This window comes from Bradyrhizobium sp. BR2003, assembly GCF_009720285.1.
GTDB lineage: Bacteria > Pseudomonadota > Alphaproteobacteria > Rhizobiales > Xanthobacteraceae > Bradyrhizobium > Bradyrhizobium elkanii.
The window spans coordinates 180,428-202,342 of record NZ_SMYJ01000025.1; the positions used below are offsets into that span (position 1 = coordinate 180,428).

The window sequence follows — 21,915 nt, forward strand, 5'->3', positions numbered from 1 at the left end:
CTGGGAGTGGATGCAATGAGGATTTCAACATCAACCGGGCGACCAAGTATAGGCCGCGTATGAACGTTTTGCGACGCGCTTGCTGCCGTGCAGCAAATGCAGTGGCTCCAATGCCAACGATCGGATGCTCGCGACTGCCGGTCGTTTCGCGCTAGGCTGTCAACCAAAAGAGGAAGCGCCCATGTATCAGCCGCACGGCGTCAAGACGTCGCCCGACCTTCCCGCCCCCGACCTGATGGCAGCCTGGGTCCTTGGTGACCCCGATCAGCTCCTGCTTCGCGAAAAGCCAACGCCGGTCCCCTCGCGTGCCGAGGTGCTGGTGCGCATCGACGCGGTTGCGATCTGCGCCACCGATCTCGAAATTATCCATGCCGGGTCGCCGGCAAGCATTCAAGGCGGCCTGCCCTTCAACAAAAACTTTACGCCGGGCCACGAGTACATGGGCACGGTCGCCGCACTCGGGCCGGACGTTGACGAATTCAGTATCGGTGAGCGGGTCAGCGTCGAAATCCATGCCGGTTGCGGCCAGTGCAAACGCTGCCGCCAGGGCATGTACACATCCTGTCTCAACTATGGAAAGCCCGAGAAGGGCCACCGCGCCAACGGCTTCACGACCGACGGCGGTTTCGCCGAATACGCGGTCAACCACATCAACACGCTGGCGCGCGTACCGGACAGCATGAGCGACGCGGAGGCGACGCTTGTGGTGACCGCCGGGACGTCGATGTATGGCTTGACGGAATTGGGGGGATTGGTGGCCGGCGAGAGCGTCGTGGTGATCGGCCCGGGGCCGATCGGGCTTCTCGCAGTTGCCGTGGCCAAGGCGCTTGGTGCAAGCCCGGTGATTCTGACCGGCACGCGCAACAAGCGGCTCGCGATCGGCCAGGAACTGGGGGCCGACCGCGTCATCAACATCAACGACGAAGACGCCGTTGCGGTCGTGAAGCAACAAACAGGGGGGATCGGCGCGGACTATGTCGTCGAATGTGCCGGCACCGAAGCGACACTCAACCAGGCCATTCATATGACCAACCGTGGCGGCAAGATTTGTCTGGCCGCCTTCCCGCACGAGGCCGCGACGCTGGATATCGCGCATCTCGTGCGAAACAACATCTACGCTTACGGGATCCGCGGTGAGGGCCGCAGCGCTACTCACCGCGCCATGGAATTGATGGCAGCGAAGCGGTTCGACGCAACAAGAATCCACACGCATACGTTTCCGCTGGCCGACCTGCCGACGGCGCTCAGATATGCACGGGATCGCGTGGATGACGCGATCAAGGTCGTCGTCACCACTCGCAAGGCCGACGCGATCGCGCGCGCCGCGGAGTAAGGTCTAATCGCGCCGGCGGGAGACCGGAAAGCCCGCTCACACCGAACAATATCGTTCCTTGATCTCGTCGTCGGCCAGCAAGGTCTGCGCCGACGCCTGGTGCACCACTGCCCCCTGATCAAGGACGTAGGCACGATCGGCGATGCCAAGCGCGAGCTCGACGTTCTGCTCGACCAGCAGCACCGTCGTCCCCTGCGCCTTCATGTTGCGGAACAGCTCGAACATCTCGTCGACCAGGACCGGCATGATGCCCTCCGAAGGCTCATCCAGCATGATCAGGTCGGGCTTTGCGATCATCGCCCGCGCGATCGCCAGCATCTGCTGCTCGCCGCCGGACATCGTGACCGCCTCCTGGTCCATACGCTCGGCCAGCCGTGGGAATACTCCTGCCATCTCGTCGATCAGCTCGGCTTCCCGCTTCTTCGCCGGCGACGCCACCAGTCCGAGCCGCAAATTTTCCCGGACCGACAGTCCCTGCACAATCCGCCGCTCTTCGGGAACGTAGGCAAGTCCGAGCGCGAAGCGCACATGCGGCGGCCGGCTCAGCAGCTCCACGCCCTTGAAGGTGACCGAGCCGCGCGTTCGTCCCATCAACCCCATGATCGATTTCAGCGTCGTCGTCTTGCCGGCTCCATTGCGACCGATGAGGCAGACGATCTCGCCTTTGGTCACCTCGAGCGTGACGTCCTGCAGCGCGTGACTTGCGCCGTACCAGGCATTGAGCTTGCTGATCTGCAGCATCCGTCAATGCTCCCGTTGGCCGAGATAGACCCGCTTCACCGCCTCGTTCTGCCGGACCTCCTGCGGCGTTCCTTCGGCGAGAAGTTCTCCGTGGTGCAGCACGAGGATGCGATCGCTGATCCCGAGCACCAGCTTCATCTTGTGCTCGACGAGGATGACCGTACGTTCCTTCGCGAGCTTCACGATCAGATCCATCATGATCCGGGTTTCCTCCGGGCTCATGCCGGCCGTCGGCTCGTCCAGCAGCAGCAAGCGGGGTTGGCTGGCAAGCGCCATGCCGATTTCCAGCGCCCGCTGCTCGCCATGGGCCAGCGTCTTGGCGGCACGTTCCCGGGACTCCCACAATCCGACCAGGGCCAGCAGCTCGTCCGCCCGCTCGACCAGCTCGGTCAGGCGCGCGCGGGGACGCCAGATGTCGTATCTCGACACCAGCGCCTGCAGACCAACGCGGATATTTTCACGGGTCGTGAGCTGCGGAAACACGCTGGTTATCTGAAAGGACTTTGCGATGCCCATATGCGCAAAGCAGTGCTGCGGCAGGCCGGTGACATCTCTGCCCTCGAATTCAACGCTGCCTTTGGTGGGCGCAAACGCACCGCACAGCAGGTTGAAATAGGTGCTCTTACCGGCCCCGTTCGGACCAATAATGGAGGTGATCGCTCCTCTGGAGAACTCCGCCGAGATATTGTTCAGCGCGACAAACTTCCCGAACGTCTTGCCGACGCCCTTGGTGCGCAGAATGATTTCTTTGGTTTGGTCTTCCGCGGCACTCATCGCCTGCCTCGCGCGATCAGCGTGCCCCAGATGCCGGCGGGGAAGAACAGCACGCACGCAATGAAGATGGCTCCCACGATCAGTTGCCAGTGAACGGTCCACACCGAGACAATATTCTCCAGGACCAGGAACACCGCGGCGCCGATCATCGGCCCGAAGAACGTCCCCATACCGCCCAGCAATGCGATCATCACGACCAGGCCCGACGTCTCGTAGTGCAGGATCTCGATCGGAACGATCGACAGATGCAGCGCCTGCAAGGCTCCTGCGAGACCGCAGAAGCCGCCAGATAAAACGAAGGTCAGCAAACGGGTCTTGGTGACGTCATAGCCTGACGCGCGCGCGCGCATCTCATTCTCCCGCACGGCCTCAATGACGGCGCCAAATGGCGAGGCCAGAATGCGCGACATCACGAAAAAAGCGGCAATCACGAAAGCCGCGATGACATAGTAGCGGATCATCGGATTGATGAAGTCGAGCCGCAAGCCGAACAGATCGATGGTGCGGACGTTGATGCCGCGGAGGCCGTTTTCGCCGCCAGTGAGGTCAACCGCTTGATAGAAGAGGTAGTAGATACATTGCGACAGCGCCATCGTCACCATCGCGAAGTAGATGCCGCGGGTTCTGATCGCGAGCACGCCAATCAACGATGCCATCAACAGGCCGCCGGCGATCCCGGCCGCGATGGCCGCATACCATGGCCAGCCAAAATGCACGATGGCGATGCCACCGAGGTAGGCACCGGTTCCGAACAGCGCCGCGTGACCAAACGACAGCAGACCGAGATAACCAAAGACGAGGTTGAAGCCGACGGCGTACAATCCATAGATCAGGATGTTCACCGCGAGGGCCGTGAACGGCATCACCAACGGGAAGATCAGGATCACCGCGGCCGCAATGCTGGCGCGATGCCGCGTTGCGAATTCGTACCAACTGCCCGTCGTGGCACGAGGCTGTTTGATGGATTCGGTGGCTCCGGTCATCCCTGGCTCTCAGCTCATCAATCCGGCACGGCCGAAGAAGCCCTGGGGACGAACGATCAGGACGATCGCCATCAGGGCAAAGATCGAAACCTTGGCCATCTCGGGTGCAAACAGCGACGTCAGGCTGACCACCACACCGACGAGGAGGCCCGCCAGTACGGCGCCACCGATCGAACCCATGCCTCCTACGACCGTCACCACGAACGCCTCGGCGAGAATCGTGCCGCCCATCTCGGGAATGACGCCTTGAAGCGGGGCAGCCAGCAGCCCGGCAAAGCCCGCAATCGCGGTGCCTATCCCGAACACGATCAACCAGACCTTGGAAACGTCGACCCCAAGGACGCGGACGATTTGCGGATCGCGCGCGCCGGCGCGGATGATGAGCCCGAAGCTGGTTTTTTCCAGGAACAGCCAGAGCGCCAACAAGACGACGGCCGTCGCGCCGATCACGAACAGGCGGTAGAGTGGAAAATATCCGACACCGATGTTGACAGCCCCCTGCAGAAGCTCGGGCGTATCGAAGGGATAACCAGTCTTGCCGAAGGCAATGCGCACGCATTCGACCATGACGTAGCTCAGCCCGAAGGTCAGCAGTAGCGGATAATCGATGCCGCGGCCGTAAAGCGGCCGGATCAGCACGCGCTCGACGGCAAGGCCGAATAGCCCGATCAGGAGTGGTACCGCCAGCAAGCAGAGCCAGAAATTGCCGCCGATCGAAATCAGGTACAGCCCGACATAGGCGCCGACCATGTAGAACGCGCCATGGGCGAAGTTGACGACGGTCAACATCCCGAAAATCAGCGAGAGGCCGATCGCAAACAGCACGTAGATCGCGCCGAGCGCCAGCCCGGCGAATAATTGCAATGCAATCAGGTCAAAGCTCAGGCCCGCCATTTGTCCCCCTCAGCACGGCGCGCACCCGCCCCGCGGTGCGCGCCGACGCATGACTCAGCTCTTGTGGCCAAGCGCGTCGCAGGTACGCAGGTTCTTCTCGTCAGGCTCCTCGGTCGATAGAACCTCGAACACATCCGACTCGTTCTTCATGTCCTTGGACTTCGACTTGATCACGAGCACCGATTGCACCGACTGGTGATCGCATTTGCGATAGTATTGCGGCCCCTTGTAGTAGTCGTACTTCAGGGCCTCCAACGCCGCGACGACCTTGTCGGTCTCCACGCTGCCCGCGCCCTTGACCGCCTCGAGCACCGTCCGAACACCGCCATAGCCGAGCGCGCCGTAGTCGGTAGGCAACTTGCCGTCATACATCTTGCGGAACGCGTCGTTGAACGCCTTGGTCGAGGCGAACTTGTCCTCGATGCCCCAGAAGAACGAGCAGCCGCCGACGACGCCTTCGAATGCCTGAGGGCCCGCCGCAACGCGACTGGCGTGCGACAGCAGCGGCGCGATGATCTGGATCGATTTCTTGATGCCGAAGTCGGTTGCCTGTTTCAGTGCGATTTGCTGGTCCCGGCCAAAATTGCTGATGCATAGAATATCGGGCTTCAGCGCCTGGAGACGCGGCAGCAGGGTCGAGAAATCAGTCGTCCCGAGCGGATGGCGGATGTCACCGAGATTCTCGATGTTGAATTGCTTGCCGACCTCGAGAAAGCCGCGAACCATCTCGTGACCGTAAGCATAATCCGCCGTGAGAAACGCAACCTTCTTGCCGAATTTGGTGAAGGCGTAGCGACCGACCGCCCCTGACGTCATATGCGGGTTCAGCGCTTCGTGGAACGTGTATTTGCTGAAATCTGCCGCCTCGTTGATGGCGTCGGACTGACTGATCGAATTGAAGATGACGCCGCGCTCCTTGGTGACGTTGTTGATCGCGAGCTGAACCGCCGCGGACAGACTGCCGACGACGAAATTCACCTTCTCCTTCTCGACCAATTCCAGGGTCCGCGTCGCCGCCTCGCCGGGATTCAGCTTGTCGTCGCGCACCACGAGCTCGGCCTTGCGGCCGTTGAGACCGCCAGCATCATTGAACTGGGCCACAGCAAGCTGACCCGCCCGCACCTGGTCCTGGGCCTCGGCGCCGTATGGACCGGTCAAAGGAACCGGGAAGCCGATCTTGATGGGCGCTTCCTGGGCCTGAAGCAGATTGATGCGAAAAGGCGAGACGGCGAGAACGGCGCCGGCGCTTGCCGTCGTCAGCAGACGACGCCGTGATATCGATCCAGCTTTGGTGACCTTCTTCGTCATGACTATTCCTCCCCAAGAACTGTCTGCGTTTTGCTTATCGTATTATCGTTGCCCGGAACGTCTCCGCTCAGATCCGTCTCAAGGCGGTCAGGATAACCTGAGGCGTGAGCGGAATCTCGGTAATTGTTGCGTCAAACGGCCGGAGCGCGTCATTGACTGCGTTGGCAACCGCCGCTGCCGCACCGGCCGTCCCCGCCTCCCCTGCCCCTTTGGCTCCCAGCTCCGATTCCTGCGTCGGAGACACCACGTGGCCGACCTCGATATCGGGCATCTCTCCGGACATCGGGACCAGATAGTCCGCCATATTGGCATTGGTCAGCTGACCGCGTTCGTCGTAGATGCACTTCTCGAACAGCGCCGCGCCGAGCCCCTGCACGACCCCGCCCCGGATCTGCTCGTCGACCAGTTGCGGGTTGATGATGGTGCCGCAGTCTTCGACAACCCAATGCTTCAGCAGCTTGACGAACCCGGTCTCGGTATCGACCTCGAGCCATGAGGCTTGAACGCCGTTGGTGAACGCAAAGGGATATTGGCGCGGAACGAAATGCCGGGTCGCCATCAATTCGGGCTGTATGCCGGGAGGCAGGGTGTCCGGCCGAAAATAGACGATCCGCGCAAGCTCGTGCAGTTCAATGCGAGGCGCGCCGTCTGCAGTGTTGACGATGCCGTTGTCGACGATATCGAGCTCGGCCGGCGTCGATTGCAGGATGGCCGCGGCGACGTTCAGAATATTCTCTCGCAGGGCCTTGGCTGCCTGCAATGCAGCTTCGCCGCCGATGCCGGCACCGCGCGAGGCCCAGGTGCCACCGCCATAGGGCGTGTTGTCGGTGTCCCCCAGGATGACGCGAACGCGTTCCATCGAAACGCCAAGCACGCTGCCGACGATCTGGGCCGTCAACGATTCCGACCCTTGCCCCTGTTCCGTGATGCTGGTCTGGCAGATCACCGACCCTTGCGCGTCGAGCCGGACCGCAACGCCATCCTGCGATGAGATTTTCGCGCCGCCCACGCCGTAGAAGGCAGCGCTGGGATTGGTCACCTCGATGACGCTCGCGATTCCGATGCCTCGATGCACGTTTCTGGCACGCAAGGCCGCTTGCTCAGCGCGCAACGCGTCGTAATCCATCATCTGAAGTAGCTTGGTCAACGAGGCGTGATGCGAGAGCTGCTCGAACTTCATGCCCGAGGGTGATGCACACGGATAGGCATCGTCGGCGATCAGATTGCGCCGCCGGATTTCGACAGGGTCCATGCCGATCTTCGCTGCCGCCAGATCGACCAGGCCTTCGGTGACCGAACAGGCGATCGGGTGTCCGACCGCCCGGTACTGGCACATCATGTTCTTGTTCTGGAAGACGACGCGCGCCCGTGCCCGATAGTTCGCCGTGACATAGGGCCCACCGACCAGATTGACCACCTGATTTGCCTCGATGGCGCTGGTGCGCGGATACATCGAATACGGGCCGATCCCCGTCAGATCGTCGATCTCGAAGGCTGTGATCGTACCGTCCGGCCTGACGCCGATCCGTCCCCTGCAACGATGATCGCGGGCGTGGATGTCCGTGTTGAAACTCTCGACGCGGTCCGCCACGAACTTGACCGGCCGGCGCAACAGCTTGGATAGCGCGTAGGTGGCCATTTCGTCGGCGTAGATATGGACCTTGATGCCGAACGAGCCGCCGACATCCTTGCAGACGACCCGGACCTGCGCTTCCCTCAACCCAAGATGCAGCGCTGCAATGTTCTGCACCATGTGGGGCGCCTGCGTGCCCTGATAGATCGTGAGCCGTGCCTCGGCCGCATACCAGTCGGCAACGACGGCCCGCGGTTCAAGTGTCACGCCGGTGTGGCGCCCGAATACGAAGTCGGCCTCGACGAGTTCGGACCCCGACAATGCATGATCGACGTCGCCGGCGTCGAGCATCCGCTCAAAGGCAAGATTGTCGCCGAGCGCAGCATGAATGACGGGAGCTGCCGGATCGAGCGCAGCTCGCATGTCCGTGACCGGCTCGAGCTCCTCGTAGTCGACCGAAATATGCTCCATGGCATCTTCGGCTGCAGCACGGCTGGTCGCCACAATCGCTGCAACGGCCTCACCCTGCCAGCACACGCGGTCGACCGCGATCGCGTGCTGCGGCGCTGACTTCAGTCCCTTCAGGTGCGAGAGCACCCCGACCCACGGCGTGATGACCGCTTCAAGTTCACGACCCGTGACGATGGAAATGACACCCGGCATGCGCCTTGCCGCGTCGGCGTCGATCGCTACGATTTTGGCGTGGGCATGTGGGGACCGTAGAAAAACCACATGCGCCATTCGCGGCAATTCGAGATCACTCACATATTGGCCGCGCCCCTGCAGCAACCTGTCGAGGTTCGGCCGCGGCACGGTCTTGCCGATGTAGGAATTCGGGCGATCAAGCACCGAAAGCGTGTCTGTTCGCGCCCGCGTCACCGTCATACGGCCCGCTCCGCACGCGTCTTGGCTGTCGCCTCCACCGCATCCACGATGGCCTGATAGCCTGTGCAGCGGCAATAGTTGCCGGAAAGATGCTCCCGGATCGCCCGGCGATCAGGCACGGACACATGCTTCAGCAGGTCCTGCGCCGTTATCAGCATCCCAGGCGTGCAATAGCCACACTGCAATGCATTGCGCTCGCGAAATGCTGCCTGAAGATCGGCTATTTCACCGCTGTCAGACAGCCCCTCGATTGTCTCAACAGACGCGCCCTGCGCCTGGACCGTCAGCATCAGACAGGAGCGAACGATCTCGCCATCGAGCCGGACCGTGCAGGCGCCGCAAACGCCGTGCTCGCACCCAACGTGGGTTCCTGTCAGCTTGAGATTTTCCCGAAGGAAATCAGCAAGATTGAGCCGCGGCAAGACGAAGGCATCGATGGGTTCGCCGTTGACCAGAAGCGAGACGGCTACCGGAGCGTTCACTTGCCGACTCCCGTTTCCAGTTCCGGCCGCGCGAGCAATTCTGCCACGCAGCGCCGGAGCAAGACCGTCGCGAGGTGTCGACGCATGGCTGCGGTCGCCTGCTGGTCCTCGTGTGGATCGAGTTCATCCGCCAGTGCGGTCGCCGCCTCTGCGAGCAAGGCGGGAGTTACCGTGGTATTGATCAGTTTGCCGGCGGCCGCCGCGAGCAACGGCCGATCGCCAACAGCAAAGAAGCCGAGCCGAAGAGCTGAGAATCTGCCGGCTGCAACAATAGCACGGGCAGCAAGACCAACGACAGCGTAGTCGCCATGCCGCCGGGCATACTCCTGAAAGAAAAATGTCGAGCCTTGGCCTGCGATCGGCACCTCGACCGCGACAAGCAGCTCGTCCGGCAACAGCGCCGTTTCGTAGATTCCCCTGAAAAACTCCGTCGCAGCAATCCGGCGCTCGCCGGCCGAGCCCCGAACAACGATGGTGGCGTCAAGCGCCACAACACAGGCCGGCAGCTCCGAGGCAGGATCGGCGTGAGCGAGGCTACCGCCGATCGTTCCGCGATTGCGAATTGCGGGATGGGCAACGTGGGCAACGGCATCGCGCAACAGCCGCGCCTGCAGTGCAATCTCCGGCGATCTGAGCAGATCGACGTGCCGGGTCAACGCGCCAACGACCAGCACGTCTCCCCTCACGGTGATGCCGCGCAACTCGGCGAGGCCGCCGATATCGACCAGAATGTCCGGCGACAGGAGCCGCAGGTTCATCGCCGGCATCAGGCTCTGACCTCCCGACAGAACCTTCGCCTTGTCGCCGTGCATGGCGAGCAGCTCCAGCGCATTCACGACGCTGGTCGCGCGGGCGTAGGCGAAAGCCGCAGCTTTCATGTGGGCGTGGCCTCCCGGGCCCAATTTTGGTTTGCCCGATTAGAGGGCCGCCGTCTTCAAAGGTCAAGCTTGTTTATCGAGTGATTATTTGTGCGGTAGGGCTTGTCTTGGCCTCGGGAAGGACGCAGGTTCCTTGCCAACCAAAGTTCAAATCGCGGGGAGGCGGATCATGAAGCTCGGTTTTTTTACGATGCCGATCCATCCTCTCGACAAGGATTGGCGGCAATCGCTCCGGGAAGATCGTGAGGCTTTTCTGCTCGCGGATGAGCTCGGGTTCACCGAAGCGTATGTCGGCGAGCACGTCACCGACAAGGCCGAGAACATCACCTCAAGCATCGCCTTTATTGCCTGGCTTGCAGCCGCAACCAAGCAGATCAAGCTTGGAACTGGCACCATCAACATGCCAAACACGCATCCGGCAGCAGTCGCAGCGGCCGTCGCCATGCTCGATCACATGCTTGATGGCCGCTTCATCCTTGGAATCAGTCCTGGTGGATTGCTGTCGGATGCGGAGGTTTTCGGCAATCTCGATGCCGACCGCAATGCGATGTTCCTCGAAGCCATCAATCAGGTTCTTGATATATGGGCCGGTAAGCCGCCCTATGATTTGCAGGGCAAATATTGGAACATCTCAGTCAAAAGAACTCAGATCGAGGACATCGGCCAGGGAATCGTCGCTCGCCCTTTGCAGGCCCCTCACCCGCCAATCGTGGTGACCGCGGTTGCGCCATTCTCAAAGGGCGTCACGGAGGCGGCGGCGCGCGGCTGGGATCCGATTTCGGCGAACTTCCTGATGCCTGCCTGGGTGAAGAGCCACTGGCCGAAATATGTCGAGGGTTGTGCGCGCGTGAACCGGGCAGCCGAACCTGGCAATTGGCGTGTCGCCAAAAGCGTGTTCGTGGCAAAGGATGCAGCAACCGCGAAGGCCTATGCCACACCGCCTGATAGTCCCTACGTGTACTATTATCACCAACTGTTCACGAAGCTGAGGCGCAGTGGCCGGCTCGAGTTGTTCAAGACGCGACGGGATCAACCCGACGCTGAGGTTACACTGGAATCGATCTGCGACAAATTGATCATCTACGGCACGCCCGAAAGCGTGGCTGACCAGCTGCTGGCGTTCCAGGAAGAGATTGGTACCTTTGGAACCCTGCTTTACGCCGGCAAGGACTGGAAAGATCGCGAGCTTGGCCGTCAATCGATGATCCTGATGGCCGAGAAAGTCCTGCCGCGGATCAATGCCGCCGCTGCCGGATCATCGACGTGAAGGAGGTTCGACATGGCCCTTACTGATCGCATTCCGTACCAGGCGCAGGTTGACCGACCGAAACTGACATTGCCTGACGGAAAGAAGCTTGCCGTGTGGGTCATCCTCAATGTCGAGGAATGGCGCATCGAGAATGCGATGCCACGCACCGTGCTGAGCCCGCCGATGGGGCAGCCCCTGCTGCCCGACGTGCCGAACTGGTCGTGGCATGAGTACGGCATGCGCGCCGGCTTCTGGCGGCAGTTCAAAGCTCTCACCGATCGAAAGATACCGGTGACGCTGGCTGCAAACGCCAACGTCTGCTACAGCTATCCGCGTGTGGCGTCGGCGGCGCGCGAGGCGGGCTTCGAATTCATGGGACATGGGTTCGTTCAGGGCCCGATGCACAAGGTCGAGAACCAGGCGGACGCAATCAAGCGCGCGGTCGACACGATTGTTGGATTCACCGGCAAGCCGCCGCGATCATGGGAAAGCCCGGGCCTGACCGAAACCGAAGAAACGCTCGATCTTCTGCGCCTCAACGGGATCGAATACGTGGCCGATTGGGTGATCGACGATCTTCCCCAGGACATCGTCACGCCGCACGGCACCGTGACGACGATTCCCTATTCGGTCGAGACCAACGACATTGTCATTCACGCGCTGCAACACCTTCCGTCGGAACAGTTCCTGACGCGCTGCACTGACCAGTTCGATCGGCTGTACCTCGAGGGCGCAGAGAACGCGCGGATTATGGCCATCTCGGTGCACCCCTACATCACTGGCGTGCCTCATCGTATCAAGTACCTCGAGGCCCTGCTCGATTACGTTATCGGCCATGACGGCGTCGCCCTCATGACGGCAAGCGAGATCGGAGACTGGTATCGGGGTCAGATGGCGATAATGTAGCGCGGCTCAGCCGACGACCTTGATCGGCGCCCGTCGACGATCGGTCGCGCTCTCCGCCATCCTCTCAAATCCCGCGAGGAAGATATCCAGCGCGTCACTGATCATTTGCGCCTTGTCCTCGAGGACAGGCGCTTCGTAGATGTACTTGCGTACGCCATAGTAGAAGATGCCGCCGTGAAACACCCAGGCCAACTCGAGTTCTGCGGCGCTGGGCCTGCCTTGCGTCGCAAGGCCGGCATCGTGGCGGCATTCCCTGAGAATGCGCGTCAGGATCTTGTCCTTGACCATGCCAACATACCAGCGATTGATATCGAGGCCCTTGAGGCCGGAGTAGAGATAGATACGGAGCCATCTTCGGTTGAAGATCGCGTCGGTATAGATTTCGTAAAATTCCTGAAGCCGCACGCGGAGCGGACGCGACCGATCCGAGAGCAGCTTCTCCCAGCCGATTTCAAGCGGTTCGAGATATACCTTTCGGTAGACTTCCTTGATGAGATCGTCCTTGCTCGGAAAGTAGCGGTAAAGCAGCGGCTGCGTTACGCCGAGCTTGTGAGCAAGGGCACGCGTGCCGCCGCCAAATCCCTCCTCCGCAAATAGCTCGGTTGCCTTGGTAACGAATTCACTGCGACGATCGACAGCTGATAGTCGCCTCTGCTTGGCACGAACGCGCTTGACGGGCGTCTTTCGATTCATGATGTCTTGTCACCACCGTCGGCCAGGAACCGGCCAAAACCTCCGCGCGCGAACAACAGCGGATTGTTCCGGTTATAGTCGTAGGCTTCCACCGCGCCCAGGAAAATGACGTGATCCCCGCCATAGTAGCGGTTGGCGGCACGGCATTGGAAATTCGCGACCACATCGGCAAGCACGGGAGCATTCCCGAGACCCGGCGTCCAGCTCACGCCCGCGAACTTGTCACCCGACGATCTGGCAAACTGCATCGCCAGCGCCTGCTGCGACGCGTCTAGAACGTTGACCGTAAAATGACTGGCATTCTGAAAGATCGGCAGCCCCTGCGAAAACATGCCCAGGCTCCACAGCACCAGTGGCGGGTTGAGCGACACTGATGCAAAGGAATTACAGGTAATTCCATACGGCCTTCCTTCAGCCGACATCGCGGTGACTATCGTCACACCTGTTGCGAACGTGCCGAGCGCATTGCGGAAATCACGGGGATCGATCGCCGAGCTATCGCTTGCGAGCTCACTGGCGGGATCCAGCGGATGTTTGGGCGAGTCGGACATCCGGCTAACCTCAAAGCGTCAGGTTTTCGGACGGCAGTCCCAGAGCCACCCGCCCGTAATTGGTGCCCGCCGCGTCGAAATTGAACGCGAGATGCGAATTCACCGCATGCGCGTCGCGGAATTGGCGCTGCAACGCTCCCGAGGTAAACAGGCTGCGTGCGCCGCCCGCCGCGAATAGAAGAGATACCGCCTCGGTGCACAAATTGACCGCGAACGCACCGTCGCGCCGGAGCTTCGTCTTCGCGGCCATCCCCGGGATGTCGCCACGCCGGACCTCCGCAAGCGCCTCGACACAGTTGGTGCGCATGATCAACCGCGCGGCATCTATCTTCGCCGACGCTTCGGCGATCTTGATCTGTGTGCTTTGCAGGTCCCCGATCTTGGCCCGGTTATATGTCGAAGCGCGGTGTCGCGCGATCTCGACATAGTCATCAAGGCAAGCCTGTGCATTTCCCAAACCAACCCCGGACAGCACATAGGGAAACAACGAAAAGACCGGAAGCATGTAGAGCGCATTTGGATTGACGACACTGCCCGGCGTCGCACCTCCCGCAAGATCGCTGACGGCAACCGTCATATGCTCGGGAACGAATGCGTCGGTTACCCGCACGTCGTTCGACCCCGTCCCGCGCAAACCAGCCGCATTCCAGGTGTCGTCGATGCTGTAGTCCCGCCTGTTCAACAGGAATAGACGATACTCGACACCATCGGCCTCATCATCCGAGGCGACCACGCTCGCGAGCATGTTCCATCCGCAGGATTCCACCCCGGACGAAAACGGCCAATGACCACTCAGAACATATCCGCCACCTGCCTTCCTCGCACGACCTGCCGGGAAGACAAAGGAAGACGCGATCAGCGCATCCGGATCCTCTCCCCACACCGCGCTCTGCGCTTCGGGGGCGAACATACCCAGCATCCAGTGGTGACTTGCAAGGTTGGCAAAATTCCAGGACACCGAGGCGTCTCCCCGCCCGAGGGCATCGGCGCAGTCGACCAGTGCAACATAGTCGAGCTCGCTGCCTCCGACGCGCTTGGGCTGCAGGATCCGGAAAAGGCCGCTTTCAAGCAAATCCCGCTCGGTCTCCGGCGGCAATCTGCGCAACTCTTCAGTCCGCGATGCCCGTTCGCGCAAAGCCGGAACGAGCGCCCCGGCCCGTGCGACCATGACCGAATAACGATCCATATCCGGGCCTGGCTGTACCTGCGTGTCGAGCCCGCGGCCAACCTCAACCATGGTCTCTTCCTTCGCTCGATCTCCAAGAGATTTGCGCGTGCGATCGAGCCGTCAACTCAGTTTATCGATCGATCACCAGAGATCAAGATGCGCAAGCCTCCATTTCGCGAATTCAACGCTCAGAATCCGCGACTGCCGCCGGAAACGCCTCCAGCGATGCTTCGTTCGCATTGCATAAGCCCATTCTAGCATTCCCGCGCCCAAGATTCGATGCCGGCAATGACCGGCGCTTGCCGAAGGGGCGCTTCCCATGACCAGAAACGCAAAAAAGCCCGGTGGCCGAGGCCACCGGGCGCTCCACGTCATCGAATTGTTCGCAACAACCCGAACCAGGTCGTAGGACCTAGACGAGTTCCTTCCGCCAATACAGCGTGTGCTGCCATGCCCAGGGCGAGAGAGGTTCGAAGAGCCGATATCCCAGCCGGATAAAATTGTTGGCCGAGAAAATGTTATCGGTGGTATCCGAAACGATCGCCCTCCAGCCGGCACGCCGCGCTCGCGCTTCCAACGCGCGAGTAAGCCGCACCTGCAGGCCGTGGCCGCAGTGTGGCATCACGACGCCAACGCGGCACAGATATCCAGCATTTGTAACATGGGTTGAAGGAACGACACCCGCGAATGCGATTGGCTTCGCTCCACGGAACGCAATCCACCAATATCCTTGCTCGAAGTCCGGTGCACGGGTCCCGTCGCAGAATATCAGCTGGTGAAGCTCGGCGAGCGAGTCCGCCACCGCTTCGTCCTGGGTTTCGACCTCGCGTATCCGATACATTTCTGCGCCTCAATAATTCTGCTGTCCGCCAAGACGCCCAGATCTAGGGCAAGGACATCAATCCGCTCCGCGCTCTGCGAGTCACTTTCCGAGCGTGGCCTTGATGCCCAACCAAACGGCTCCGAGAAAACCCGTGGCAATCACAGTTATCACCGCCTTGAATGTGTAGCTTTGCGCCTGCTCGACGCTTCGTCGCCACCGCCGGAGATGCTGAAAATCCGCGCGCAGCTCGCGTCGGTCCCCCTCTTCGAAACCGAATGAAGTGAGGACAGTCGCAATAGTCTTGACCACCACGGCGTCGATATCGCTTCGTCGTACCCGGTCTTGCTCAATCAACGTTTCCATCACGATCGCCTTGACATCAGCTTCGTGCATGCGGTCACCGTCGAATGATGCGTGCGACATTCTCGAACGTGCGTTTTCCAAAATAGAAACCCATGATCATGCCAGCCCAGGTGCTTACGTCTCCCGCGAGTTGCGGCGTCGTTCCAAGACCGAGAACCTTGTCCCACACGACGCATTTCCCAGATCCGCGGCCGCCGAACGCCCCCTTGTATCGCGCCGGTCGAAGCAGCGGCTCGAACACCTTTGCGGTCGGAATTTTCAGGATCGACAAGGCTGCTCTCGATAGGGCAAAGCGGCTCGCACGCCCGCCTGGCGCCGAGCGGTGATCATCTCGCTTGAATGGTCATTGACGAGGGCGCGCTCTGATCAAGTCGGCGAGCCATGACAAGGCCAATCCCGCTTGCGTGGCGGCGCTCTGCTTGACACGCCATGATTGATATCATGCCGGCTAGCACGTAGGTAGGAGCAGCCCAGCAGACCCGGGCACACGATGCCGCGAGTGGCCCCGATAGCGGTCCGAGTTCTCGATGACGTAATTGAACGTATCGGAAGGACTTGCGGCAAAGCAATTCAAGCCATCCATGGGTCGGGTGAACTGCGGCCGCTGCTCTCAGGTATCGTCGCCGTCAATCTCCTCGGGCTCAACGATGACTCGCTCGATGCGGTGCACAAGTTCGAGCGCTCCATCGCCGTTTTCGATCGCCTGCGGCGCTTTGCCCCAGCCGCGATCGAGGATGGCATTGGCCGCGGAGACGCGGGCGGCCGGGGTGGCGCTGGTCGATCGCATCACGCCGACGAGTGCGTTGAGTGTGGTTCTCGTATGGCTCCGCGCGAGTGAGCGGATCTGGGTGATCGTCTTCGCCAAGCTATTTCTCCTCCCAATCGGACGGGAGATATTCGCTCGGAGCCGTGTCGACATCACTCGTGTCAGGATCGGGCAACGCCGAGCGAAATGCGATCGTGGGAAAATCCGTTCGTTCGCGTGCGTGACGCGGACGGGGGATGAACGGTATGATCTCTGCGCTCATGCAAACTCCGACAATGCAATGGCGATCAAGCCCGCGAGCGCGAGCGATATCAGATAAGCGGTCATGCAACCTCGTTGATGGGCCGTCGGCGCGCTAAGACGACCATGGAATGAATGTGCGGCAGATCGCGCAGCGGACGGCGATCTTTTGGGGCGCGAACCTTATCCCTGACAAGTGGGGCCGCGGGCGGCGCCGGCTTGCGCCGCGCCGCAGGACCGGCACGTTCGCGCGCACCGGCCAATTCGTTGCTCTTTTCAAAGGGTTCGGACGGCGGCGCGCTTGCGACGCTCAGGCGACGGGCTGGGAGGATGTGGCGTCGTGACGGTGCGGCCGCCGTCCGATTGGTGAAACGGCAAAGAAAAAGCCCGCCGCGGATTGCTCCGCGCGGGCTCTACAATTTCTGATTTTCGGATTATGCCCCTGAGTTGCCCGACGTGTCAAACCCTTTTTCGGGCTGAATGCGATCGGTAAAATGCGATGCGTCGGCTTCGACGATGAGCAACCGCCTTGAGCGAAAGTTTGCGCATTGATCCGGAATCGCAATGCGAGCCGGCGCCAATCGCCTATGCTTACTGCGATGATGTCAGTGTGCCGCTGAGTTGCCCGACGCGTCAAGCGGACAGCTCACAATATTTGTATCGACATCAAGACAGTTTTGGCTCGCGTCGGTCGAACTGACCCGCGCCGCATTTGATTGCAAGGAGGAAGCGTCGATGTATTTCGTTGCTGCCGTGCTCGCGGTCCTGTCCGGCCTGTTCTACGCCGCGGGTCATCATCAGATCGGCTCTCTCGGTGCCACCATGTGCCAGTATGGCGGCACGTTCTGCGATAGTCCGGTGCTGGTTCTCGTCGGTGCAGGATTTGCAGCAGCGTGGGGTATGCTGGTCAGCGTTCGCTGATCATCCCGCGATATTTCCGACGATGATTTTGTGCCGCTGATTTGCCCGACGAGTCAATTCCTGCGCCGAGGTCGGGATGCGATCCCGCGAGCGCCCGCATCTATTGCGGCGTGCTCGGGTTTGCCGGATGAGCGGGCTTTGGGCCCGGTGGAACAGGCTCGATCGGCGCCTTGGGCTCGGTCGGTATGACCTTTGCGCCAGCCGCGCGCGCCGCCTCACCGGTCGTTGAGTAGTTGGCCGAAGCGGCCGGCTGCACGTTCGGCTTGTTCCACGGACCGTGATCCACGATCAGCATGCCGAGCACGCCGAGGATCGCAACCACGGCCGCGACCAACAGCGGCGTGCCACCATGCCGGTTTCGATGCTTGACCGAACCGCCATCCGCAATGCCATGCGCCCGCATTGTCATGATCGCCTCCTCCACGGAAACAAGCCGCGACGCGCGCGTAAGTTTCCGGTTCCCGGATGTGAAAGCGAGGCATGTCGGTGGAACCAATCCACCGCTGCGGAATTTCTCGGATATGTGGCCGCCACCGCCGTTCAAAACGTGCGGATAGCAAAGTTGGCGGTCACTTGGCGTCGGTCATCAATCAAATCGTGGCACCGCACATGAGCTCCGAAATACCTGAGTCCCCGCTTCAGCCCACACTCGGTGAGCGGGCCATCGACACCGCGACGGACGTTTCGCGTACGATCACGGAGGTGTCGGACGGACTTCGAGCGGCCGCCGATCGCCTCGGCGACGCCATCGCGACCTCGCGCCGACCGGGCGGAGCCCTGGCCACCGTGAGTGCGGTCACGCGCGAAGCGCCGCTCGCAAGCCTGTTCGTCGCGTTTCTGCTCGGCGTTGCCGTCGCGCGCCGGCGCTAAAGCGTCGATAGGCCGCGAAAGCCGTCCCTAGAACTTGCCCTTCGTCGCGTCCTTGGTCGCCGACATCACGCTACCGCTGATCTGCCGCATATGTTCGCCGGCATTGGTAAACTGGCTGCGCAGGAATTCCGACTGGATCCGCATCGCCTCCTGCAGATCCGTTGCGTGCACGAGCTTGCGTGCATGCTCGAACGCTGCCTTCATGTTCTGCTCGGTGAACGACAGCGCTTGTTTGGAGATCTCGGTCCCGGCGCCCGGCATCGACGTCATCGACTTGCTCGCGGCATCAAAGAACAAGCTGAAGGCCTGTTCGGCCTGGTCGATGGTCTTTTCCGCGAGATCGCGCAACTCGGCGGGAACTTCAAGCTTTGGCTCAATCATGATCGCGCCCCCTGAAATAAGCGTCTGGCGAGGTTAGCATAGATTGTGACGGCGTCAGCGCCGGATCGCGAGCTATAAAAGACCTCACCCGCTCCGGCCAATCGAGGAAAAATTACCTAGCCGCAGCTAACAGCCGATTCCAATCATGTCAGCACTGTGGCATAGTGATTCGGCTTCTTCGTCGGTCGCGTTCGCGTCTCTGGGGAATAAGGGGATCCGATGCTGCGCGCCGTTCGTCCAACACCGACCTGCACCCGGTTCAAAACCAGCATAGAGATGCCGTGCATGAAGTGCGGCACGCAAATGCGGCTTGCCTTGATCGAGCCGCGCGACCAAGTCTACGACGTGCTGACCTATCAGTGCACGCCCTGCAATTCCGGTGAAAGCTTCCTGAACGCGCGCTAGGCCGGACGCCCGTTCAGTCGCTCAGCACGGCGGCTCCCGCCTCCGTCAACCCGGGTTCATCGTCATGCAGTTCGATCAGACCGAGCTCAGCGAGGACGTGCAGATCCTCATCGCTGACCGGTGACAATTTGAGCCTGCCGGCCTGGATATCCCGCAAGGTCCAGCGCAAGCCGATCGCGCGCTCGAGTGAAAATTCCGCGAATGGATTATTTGCCATCCGCCTCGACTAGTGGGGCATTTGGATCAGACTTTGTCGTTGCCGCGGCGGCTTCATGGACACCACAGATTGATGGCGGCTAGCGTGATCGAGGCGCACATTGCCTCGATCGCGCCAGCACTTCATGCATCGCTCGCAGCGACTCAGTAGCGGTAGGGATCGATATCGAGAAGCGGGAATGCGCTGAACACGCTCGGCGAATTGGTCGGCATCGCCGGATGCAGGTAGGACTTGTCCAGTTCGGCAAAGCTGGTGACGCCGAGCAGACCGAGGCAGCGGATCACCTCATCCTCGAGCAGTTCAAGCATCCGGACAATGCCGGCCTCGCCGGCCGCGGCGAGCGCCCAGCACTGCAGGCGGCCGATGCCGACAAGATCAGCGCCCGAAATGACAGCCTTCACAATGTCGGTGCCGCGGCAGAACGAGCCGTCGACCATGATCTTGGCACGACCGGCGACCGCCTGAACGATCTCGGGCAGGACATGCATGGACCCACGGCCATGGTCGAGCTGTCGGCCACCATGATTGGAGACGTAGATCCAGTCGACCCCGTGGTCGAGGGCGATCTTGGCGTCTTCGGCGGTGGCGATCCCCTTGAGGATAAGTGGAATCTTGAATTTGTCCTTGATCAACTTCACCGTCCGCCATTCCAGCCCCTTCTGGAAATCGCCGCCGGTGGCGCGGATGCGGCTGTCGCGGACATAGCGCTTGGCTATGTCACGCTCGCGCCGGCTGTAATGGGCGGTGTCGACGGTGAGGCAGAACGCGGCGTAACCGTTGTCGATGCTGCGGCTGACCACATCCTCGACAAAGGCATCGTCGCCGCGCACATAGAGCTGGAAGATGCGAAGCGCGTCCTGTGCCGCCTTGGCGGTGTTCTCCAGCCCTGGCTCGGACACCGAACTCAGCATGTGCGCCGCGCCGAACGTTCCCGCTCCGCGCGCGACGGCCGCGCCCGCATCCGGATCGAAGATCTCGAGCGCGCCGACCGGGGCGATCATCACGGGAAGCCGGAGCTTGCGTCCGAATACCACGGTGGAAGAATCGACGTTGATGACGTTGCGAAGGACGCGCGGCCGGAACGCGATCTCGTCGAGCGCCATTCTGTTGCGGCGCATCGTGGTCTCGGTCTCCGAGGCGCCGACGATGTAGTCCCAGGCGTTCTGATTCAGCTTGGCGCGGGCCTTTCGCGCGAATTCGTGCAGGTTCTGGAATTCCTCGCCGCTCGCGCCGAGTTCGACATTGCGCGCCTGTCGAATGGGGGTCCCGTCATTCATGGTGTTTCTTCTCCCGATTTGGCCGGCACATTAGCCGCAGACAAACCGGAAAAGCTACCACCTTGAGCCACGAATCCGGCCAGCGAAGGCCAGCTATTCGCTCGTGAGATAGATCGGCTTTCGACGCGAAGCGGTCCGCATCCGGATGGCCTCGCCCAAGGCGAGCTAGCTGCCCGAAAACCGGTTTCGGTACTCGGTCGGCGATACGCCGAGGTGGCGCAGGAAGGCCCGCCGCATTCGCTCGTCATCGCCAAATCCCGCGCGCTTGGCGACCTCGACCACGCCGCCGATCTGGCGGCTTTCGAGCAGCAAGCGCGCGGTCTCCACGCGCAGCGCCTCGACGCCGCTGGCCGGCGTCATGCCGGTGCGGCTGACATAGGTCCGGGCAAAGGTGCGCGGCGTCATGCCCGCCTTTTCGGCGAGGGTCTCGACCTTGAGGTCGCTCGTGATGTTCTCGATGATCCAGGCGTGCAGCGCGCTGAATCGTCCCTCGACGTCCGATGCCTGGGCGGCAAGGACGGTCGAGAATTGGCTCTGACCGCCCGGCCGTTTCAGAAACACCACAAGTCTGCGCGCGACATCAAGCGCGATGGTGTGGCCGAAATCCTCCTCGATCATGGCGAGCGCCAGATCGATGCCGGCGCTGACCCCGGCCGATGACCAGACCCGTCCGTCCTTGACGAAGATCGCGTTGGGCTCGACCCGGATATTCGGAAAGCTATCCTGCAGACGGGGACAATAACGCCAGTGCGTTGCTGCCCGCTTGCCGTCCAGAATTCCGGTCCAGGCCAGCGCAAATGCGCCAAGGCAAACCGACGCGATACGGCGCGCCTTCGGCAGCGCCTCCGCGATCCAGTTCATCAGCTTCGCGTCGTTGCGGATCTTCCAGATGCCGGGCCCGCCGGGGATCACCAGCGTGTCGACCTCGGCGGGCGCAATACTGTCGATCGGCGCCGTGTCGATCATCATGCCGACATCGGTCGGCACCAACCCACCGGAGGTCGACAGGTAGGACAGCGAGTAGTCCGGACCCGGCAGCTCGATCGCTTCCAGTTCTGCAAACACCTGCGCCGGTCCCGAGATGTCGAGCAAGGTCACACCCGGAAAGGCAACGATCGCGATCCGCCGCGTCGCTTTCTTGTCGCGCGGCTCAGGCCGGGGCGCTTTGGCAGTTTTCGAGGGCATATTGTCCTTTAAGCCATTCGAGGCTGCCCTGTATAGCTCGCAATGGAAT

Annotated in this window: 26 protein-coding genes; 6 read left to right on the plus strand and 20 right to left on the minus strand. The window is 61.4% G+C overall.

Annotated elements, in window-relative coordinates:
* Positions 1-181 precede the first annotated feature (181 nt).
* Positions 182-1,333 carry a zinc-dependent alcohol dehydrogenase gene (locus tag E2I15_RS18360; RefSeq protein ID WP_137478592.1) on the plus strand — a complete coding sequence of 384 codons (1,152 nt, stop codon included), beginning with the start codon at positions 182-184 and terminating at the stop codon, positions 1,331-1,333.
* A 36-nt stretch (positions 1,334-1,369) separates the two neighbouring features.
* On the opposite strand, the gene E2I15_RS18365 is transcribed toward E2I15_RS18360, so the two are convergent.
* From E2I15_RS18365 to E2I15_RS18400, 8 genes are all read right to left on the minus strand, one after another.
* Positions 1,370-2,074, minus strand: coding sequence for an ABC transporter ATP-binding protein (locus tag E2I15_RS18365; protein ID WP_137478593.1), 705 nt, complete (start codon positions 2,072-2,074; stop codon positions 1,370-1,372).
* Between the two features lie 3 nt (positions 2,075-2,077).
* Positions 2,078-2,848: an ABC transporter ATP-binding protein gene (locus E2I15_RS18370; protein WP_137478594.1), complete on the minus strand. Its 771-nt coding sequence runs from the start codon at positions 2,846-2,848 to the stop codon at positions 2,078-2,080.
* Positions 2,845-3,831: a branched-chain amino acid ABC transporter permease gene (locus E2I15_RS18375; protein WP_137478595.1), complete on the minus strand. Its 987-nt coding sequence runs from the start codon at positions 3,829-3,831 to the stop codon at positions 2,845-2,847. The genes E2I15_RS18370 and E2I15_RS18375 overlap by 4 nt, the downstream gene beginning before the upstream one ends.
* A 9-nt stretch (positions 3,832-3,840) precedes the next feature.
* Positions 3,841-4,725 (minus strand): branched-chain amino acid ABC transporter permease, encoded by an 885-nt coding sequence (locus E2I15_RS18380; protein ID WP_137478596.1) that lies wholly within the window; start codon positions 4,723-4,725, stop codon positions 3,841-3,843.
* Between the two features lie 54 nt (positions 4,726-4,779).
* Entirely contained in the window at positions 4,780-6,033 is a 1,254-nt protein-coding gene (locus tag E2I15_RS18385) for an ABC transporter substrate-binding protein (protein ID WP_137478597.1), read from the minus strand.
* Between the two features lie 67 nt (positions 6,034-6,100).
* Positions 6,101-8,491: a xanthine dehydrogenase family protein molybdopterin-binding subunit gene (locus E2I15_RS18390; RefSeq protein WP_137478598.1), complete on the minus strand. Its 2,391-nt coding sequence runs from the start codon at positions 8,489-8,491 to the stop codon at positions 6,101-6,103.
* Complete coding sequence (locus tag E2I15_RS18395) at positions 8,488-8,973, minus strand: (2Fe-2S)-binding protein (RefSeq protein ID WP_137478599.1); 486 nt, start codon at positions 8,971-8,973, stop codon at positions 8,488-8,490. Before E2I15_RS18395 ends, E2I15_RS18390 begins: the two co-directional genes overlap by 4 nt.
* A complete protein-coding gene (locus E2I15_RS18400) occupies positions 8,970-9,851 on the minus strand; it encodes an FAD binding domain-containing protein (RefSeq protein ID WP_137478806.1) in 882 nt (293 codons plus the stop codon). The genes E2I15_RS18395 and E2I15_RS18400 overlap by 4 nt, the downstream gene beginning before the upstream one ends.
* A gap of 169 nt (positions 9,852-10,020) precedes the next feature.
* Between E2I15_RS18400 and E2I15_RS18405 the strand changes: the two genes are divergently transcribed.
* A complete protein-coding gene (locus E2I15_RS18405; protein ID WP_137478600.1) occupies positions 10,021-11,118 on the plus strand; it encodes an LLM class flavin-dependent oxidoreductase in 1,098 nt (365 codons plus the stop codon).
* A gap of 12 nt (positions 11,119-11,130) precedes the next feature.
* Entirely contained in the window at positions 11,131-12,006 is an 876-nt protein-coding gene (locus E2I15_RS18410) for a polysaccharide deacetylase family protein (RefSeq protein WP_137478601.1), read from the plus strand.
* Between the two features lie 6 nt (positions 12,007-12,012).
* On the opposite strand, the gene E2I15_RS18415 is transcribed toward E2I15_RS18410, so the two are convergent.
* The 7 genes from E2I15_RS18415 to E2I15_RS18445 all read right to left on the minus strand — a co-directional run bounded on the left by E2I15_RS18415 (position 12,013) and on the right by E2I15_RS18445 (position 16,469).
* Positions 12,013-12,699 (minus strand): TetR/AcrR family transcriptional regulator, encoded by a 687-nt coding sequence (locus E2I15_RS18415; RefSeq protein WP_018272811.1) that lies wholly within the window; start codon positions 12,697-12,699, stop codon positions 12,013-12,015.
* Entirely contained in the window at positions 12,696-13,250 is a 555-nt protein-coding gene (locus E2I15_RS18420; RefSeq protein WP_137478602.1) for a flavin reductase family protein, read from the minus strand. The genes E2I15_RS18415 and E2I15_RS18420 overlap by 4 nt, the downstream gene beginning before the upstream one ends.
* A gap of 10 nt (positions 13,251-13,260) precedes the next feature.
* On the minus strand, positions 13,261-14,436 hold the full coding sequence (locus E2I15_RS18425) for an acyl-CoA dehydrogenase family protein (RefSeq protein WP_137478807.1): 1,176 nt from the start codon (positions 14,434-14,436) through the stop codon (positions 13,261-13,263).
* A 394-nt stretch (positions 14,437-14,830) separates the two neighbouring features.
* Positions 14,831-15,259 carry a GNAT family N-acetyltransferase gene (locus E2I15_RS18430; protein ID WP_137478603.1) on the minus strand — a complete coding sequence of 143 codons (429 nt, stop codon included), beginning with the start codon at positions 15,257-15,259 and terminating at the stop codon, positions 14,831-14,833.
* A gap of 81 nt (positions 15,260-15,340) precedes the next feature.
* The gene (locus E2I15_RS18435; RefSeq protein WP_196238905.1) at positions 15,341-15,634 is read right to left on the minus strand and encodes a hypothetical protein; all 294 of its coding nucleotides are present in this window, start codon (positions 15,632-15,634) and stop codon (positions 15,341-15,343) included.
* A 4-nt stretch (positions 15,635-15,638) separates the two neighbouring features.
* Complete coding sequence (locus tag E2I15_RS18440) at positions 15,639-15,875, minus strand: hypothetical protein (RefSeq protein ID WP_092125851.1); 237 nt, start codon at positions 15,873-15,875, stop codon at positions 15,639-15,641.
* Positions 15,876-16,214: 339 nt separating this feature from the next.
* Positions 16,215-16,469, minus strand: coding sequence for a hypothetical protein (locus tag E2I15_RS18445; protein ID WP_137478604.1), 255 nt, complete (start codon positions 16,467-16,469; stop codon positions 16,215-16,217).
* An 876-nt stretch (positions 16,470-17,345) separates the two neighbouring features.
* Here E2I15_RS18445 and E2I15_RS18450 point away from each other — a divergent pair.
* Positions 17,346-17,531: a hypothetical protein gene (locus E2I15_RS18450; protein ID WP_137478605.1), complete on the plus strand. Its 186-nt coding sequence runs from the start codon at positions 17,346-17,348 to the stop codon at positions 17,529-17,531.
* Positions 17,532-17,631: 100 nt separating this feature from the next.
* On the opposite strand, the gene E2I15_RS18455 is transcribed toward E2I15_RS18450, so the two are convergent.
* The gene (locus tag E2I15_RS18455) at positions 17,632-17,934 is read right to left on the minus strand and encodes a hypothetical protein (protein WP_137478808.1); all 303 of its coding nucleotides are present in this window, start codon (positions 17,932-17,934) and stop codon (positions 17,632-17,634) included.
* 206 nt (positions 17,935-18,140) lie between these two features.
* Between E2I15_RS18455 and E2I15_RS18460 the strand changes: the two genes are divergently transcribed.
* A complete protein-coding gene (locus E2I15_RS18460) occupies positions 18,141-18,401 on the plus strand; it encodes a hypothetical protein (RefSeq protein ID WP_038379158.1) in 261 nt (86 codons plus the stop codon).
* Between the two features lie 27 nt (positions 18,402-18,428).
* On the opposite strand, the gene E2I15_RS18465 is transcribed toward E2I15_RS18460, so the two are convergent.
* Positions 18,429-18,782, minus strand: a complete 354-nt coding sequence (locus E2I15_RS18465) for a phasin (RefSeq protein ID WP_016847366.1) — start codon at positions 18,780-18,782, stop codon at positions 18,429-18,431.
* Between the two features lie 219 nt (positions 18,783-19,001).
* On the opposite strand from E2I15_RS18465, the gene E2I15_RS18470 reads away from it, so the two are divergent.
* Positions 19,002-19,187, plus strand: a complete 186-nt coding sequence (locus E2I15_RS18470) for a hypothetical protein (protein WP_018272817.1) — start codon at positions 19,002-19,004, stop codon at positions 19,185-19,187.
* A gap of 13 nt (positions 19,188-19,200) precedes the next feature.
* Here the strand turns inward: E2I15_RS18470 and E2I15_RS18475 are convergent, their stop codons facing one another.
* The 3 genes from E2I15_RS18475 to E2I15_RS18485 form a co-directional block, all read right to left on the minus strand.
* Positions 19,201-19,404, minus strand: coding sequence for a hypothetical protein (locus tag E2I15_RS18475; RefSeq protein WP_018272818.1), 204 nt, complete (start codon positions 19,402-19,404; stop codon positions 19,201-19,203).
* Positions 19,405-19,547: 143 nt separating this feature from the next.
* Positions 19,548-20,681, minus strand: coding sequence for an alpha-hydroxy acid oxidase (locus E2I15_RS18480; RefSeq protein ID WP_137478606.1), 1,134 nt, complete (start codon positions 20,679-20,681; stop codon positions 19,548-19,550).
* A 165-nt stretch (positions 20,682-20,846) separates the two neighbouring features.
* Positions 20,847-21,866, minus strand: a complete 1,020-nt coding sequence (locus E2I15_RS18485) for a GlxA family transcriptional regulator (RefSeq protein WP_018272820.1) — start codon at positions 21,864-21,866, stop codon at positions 20,847-20,849.
* Positions 21,867-21,915: the final 49 nt, after the last annotated feature.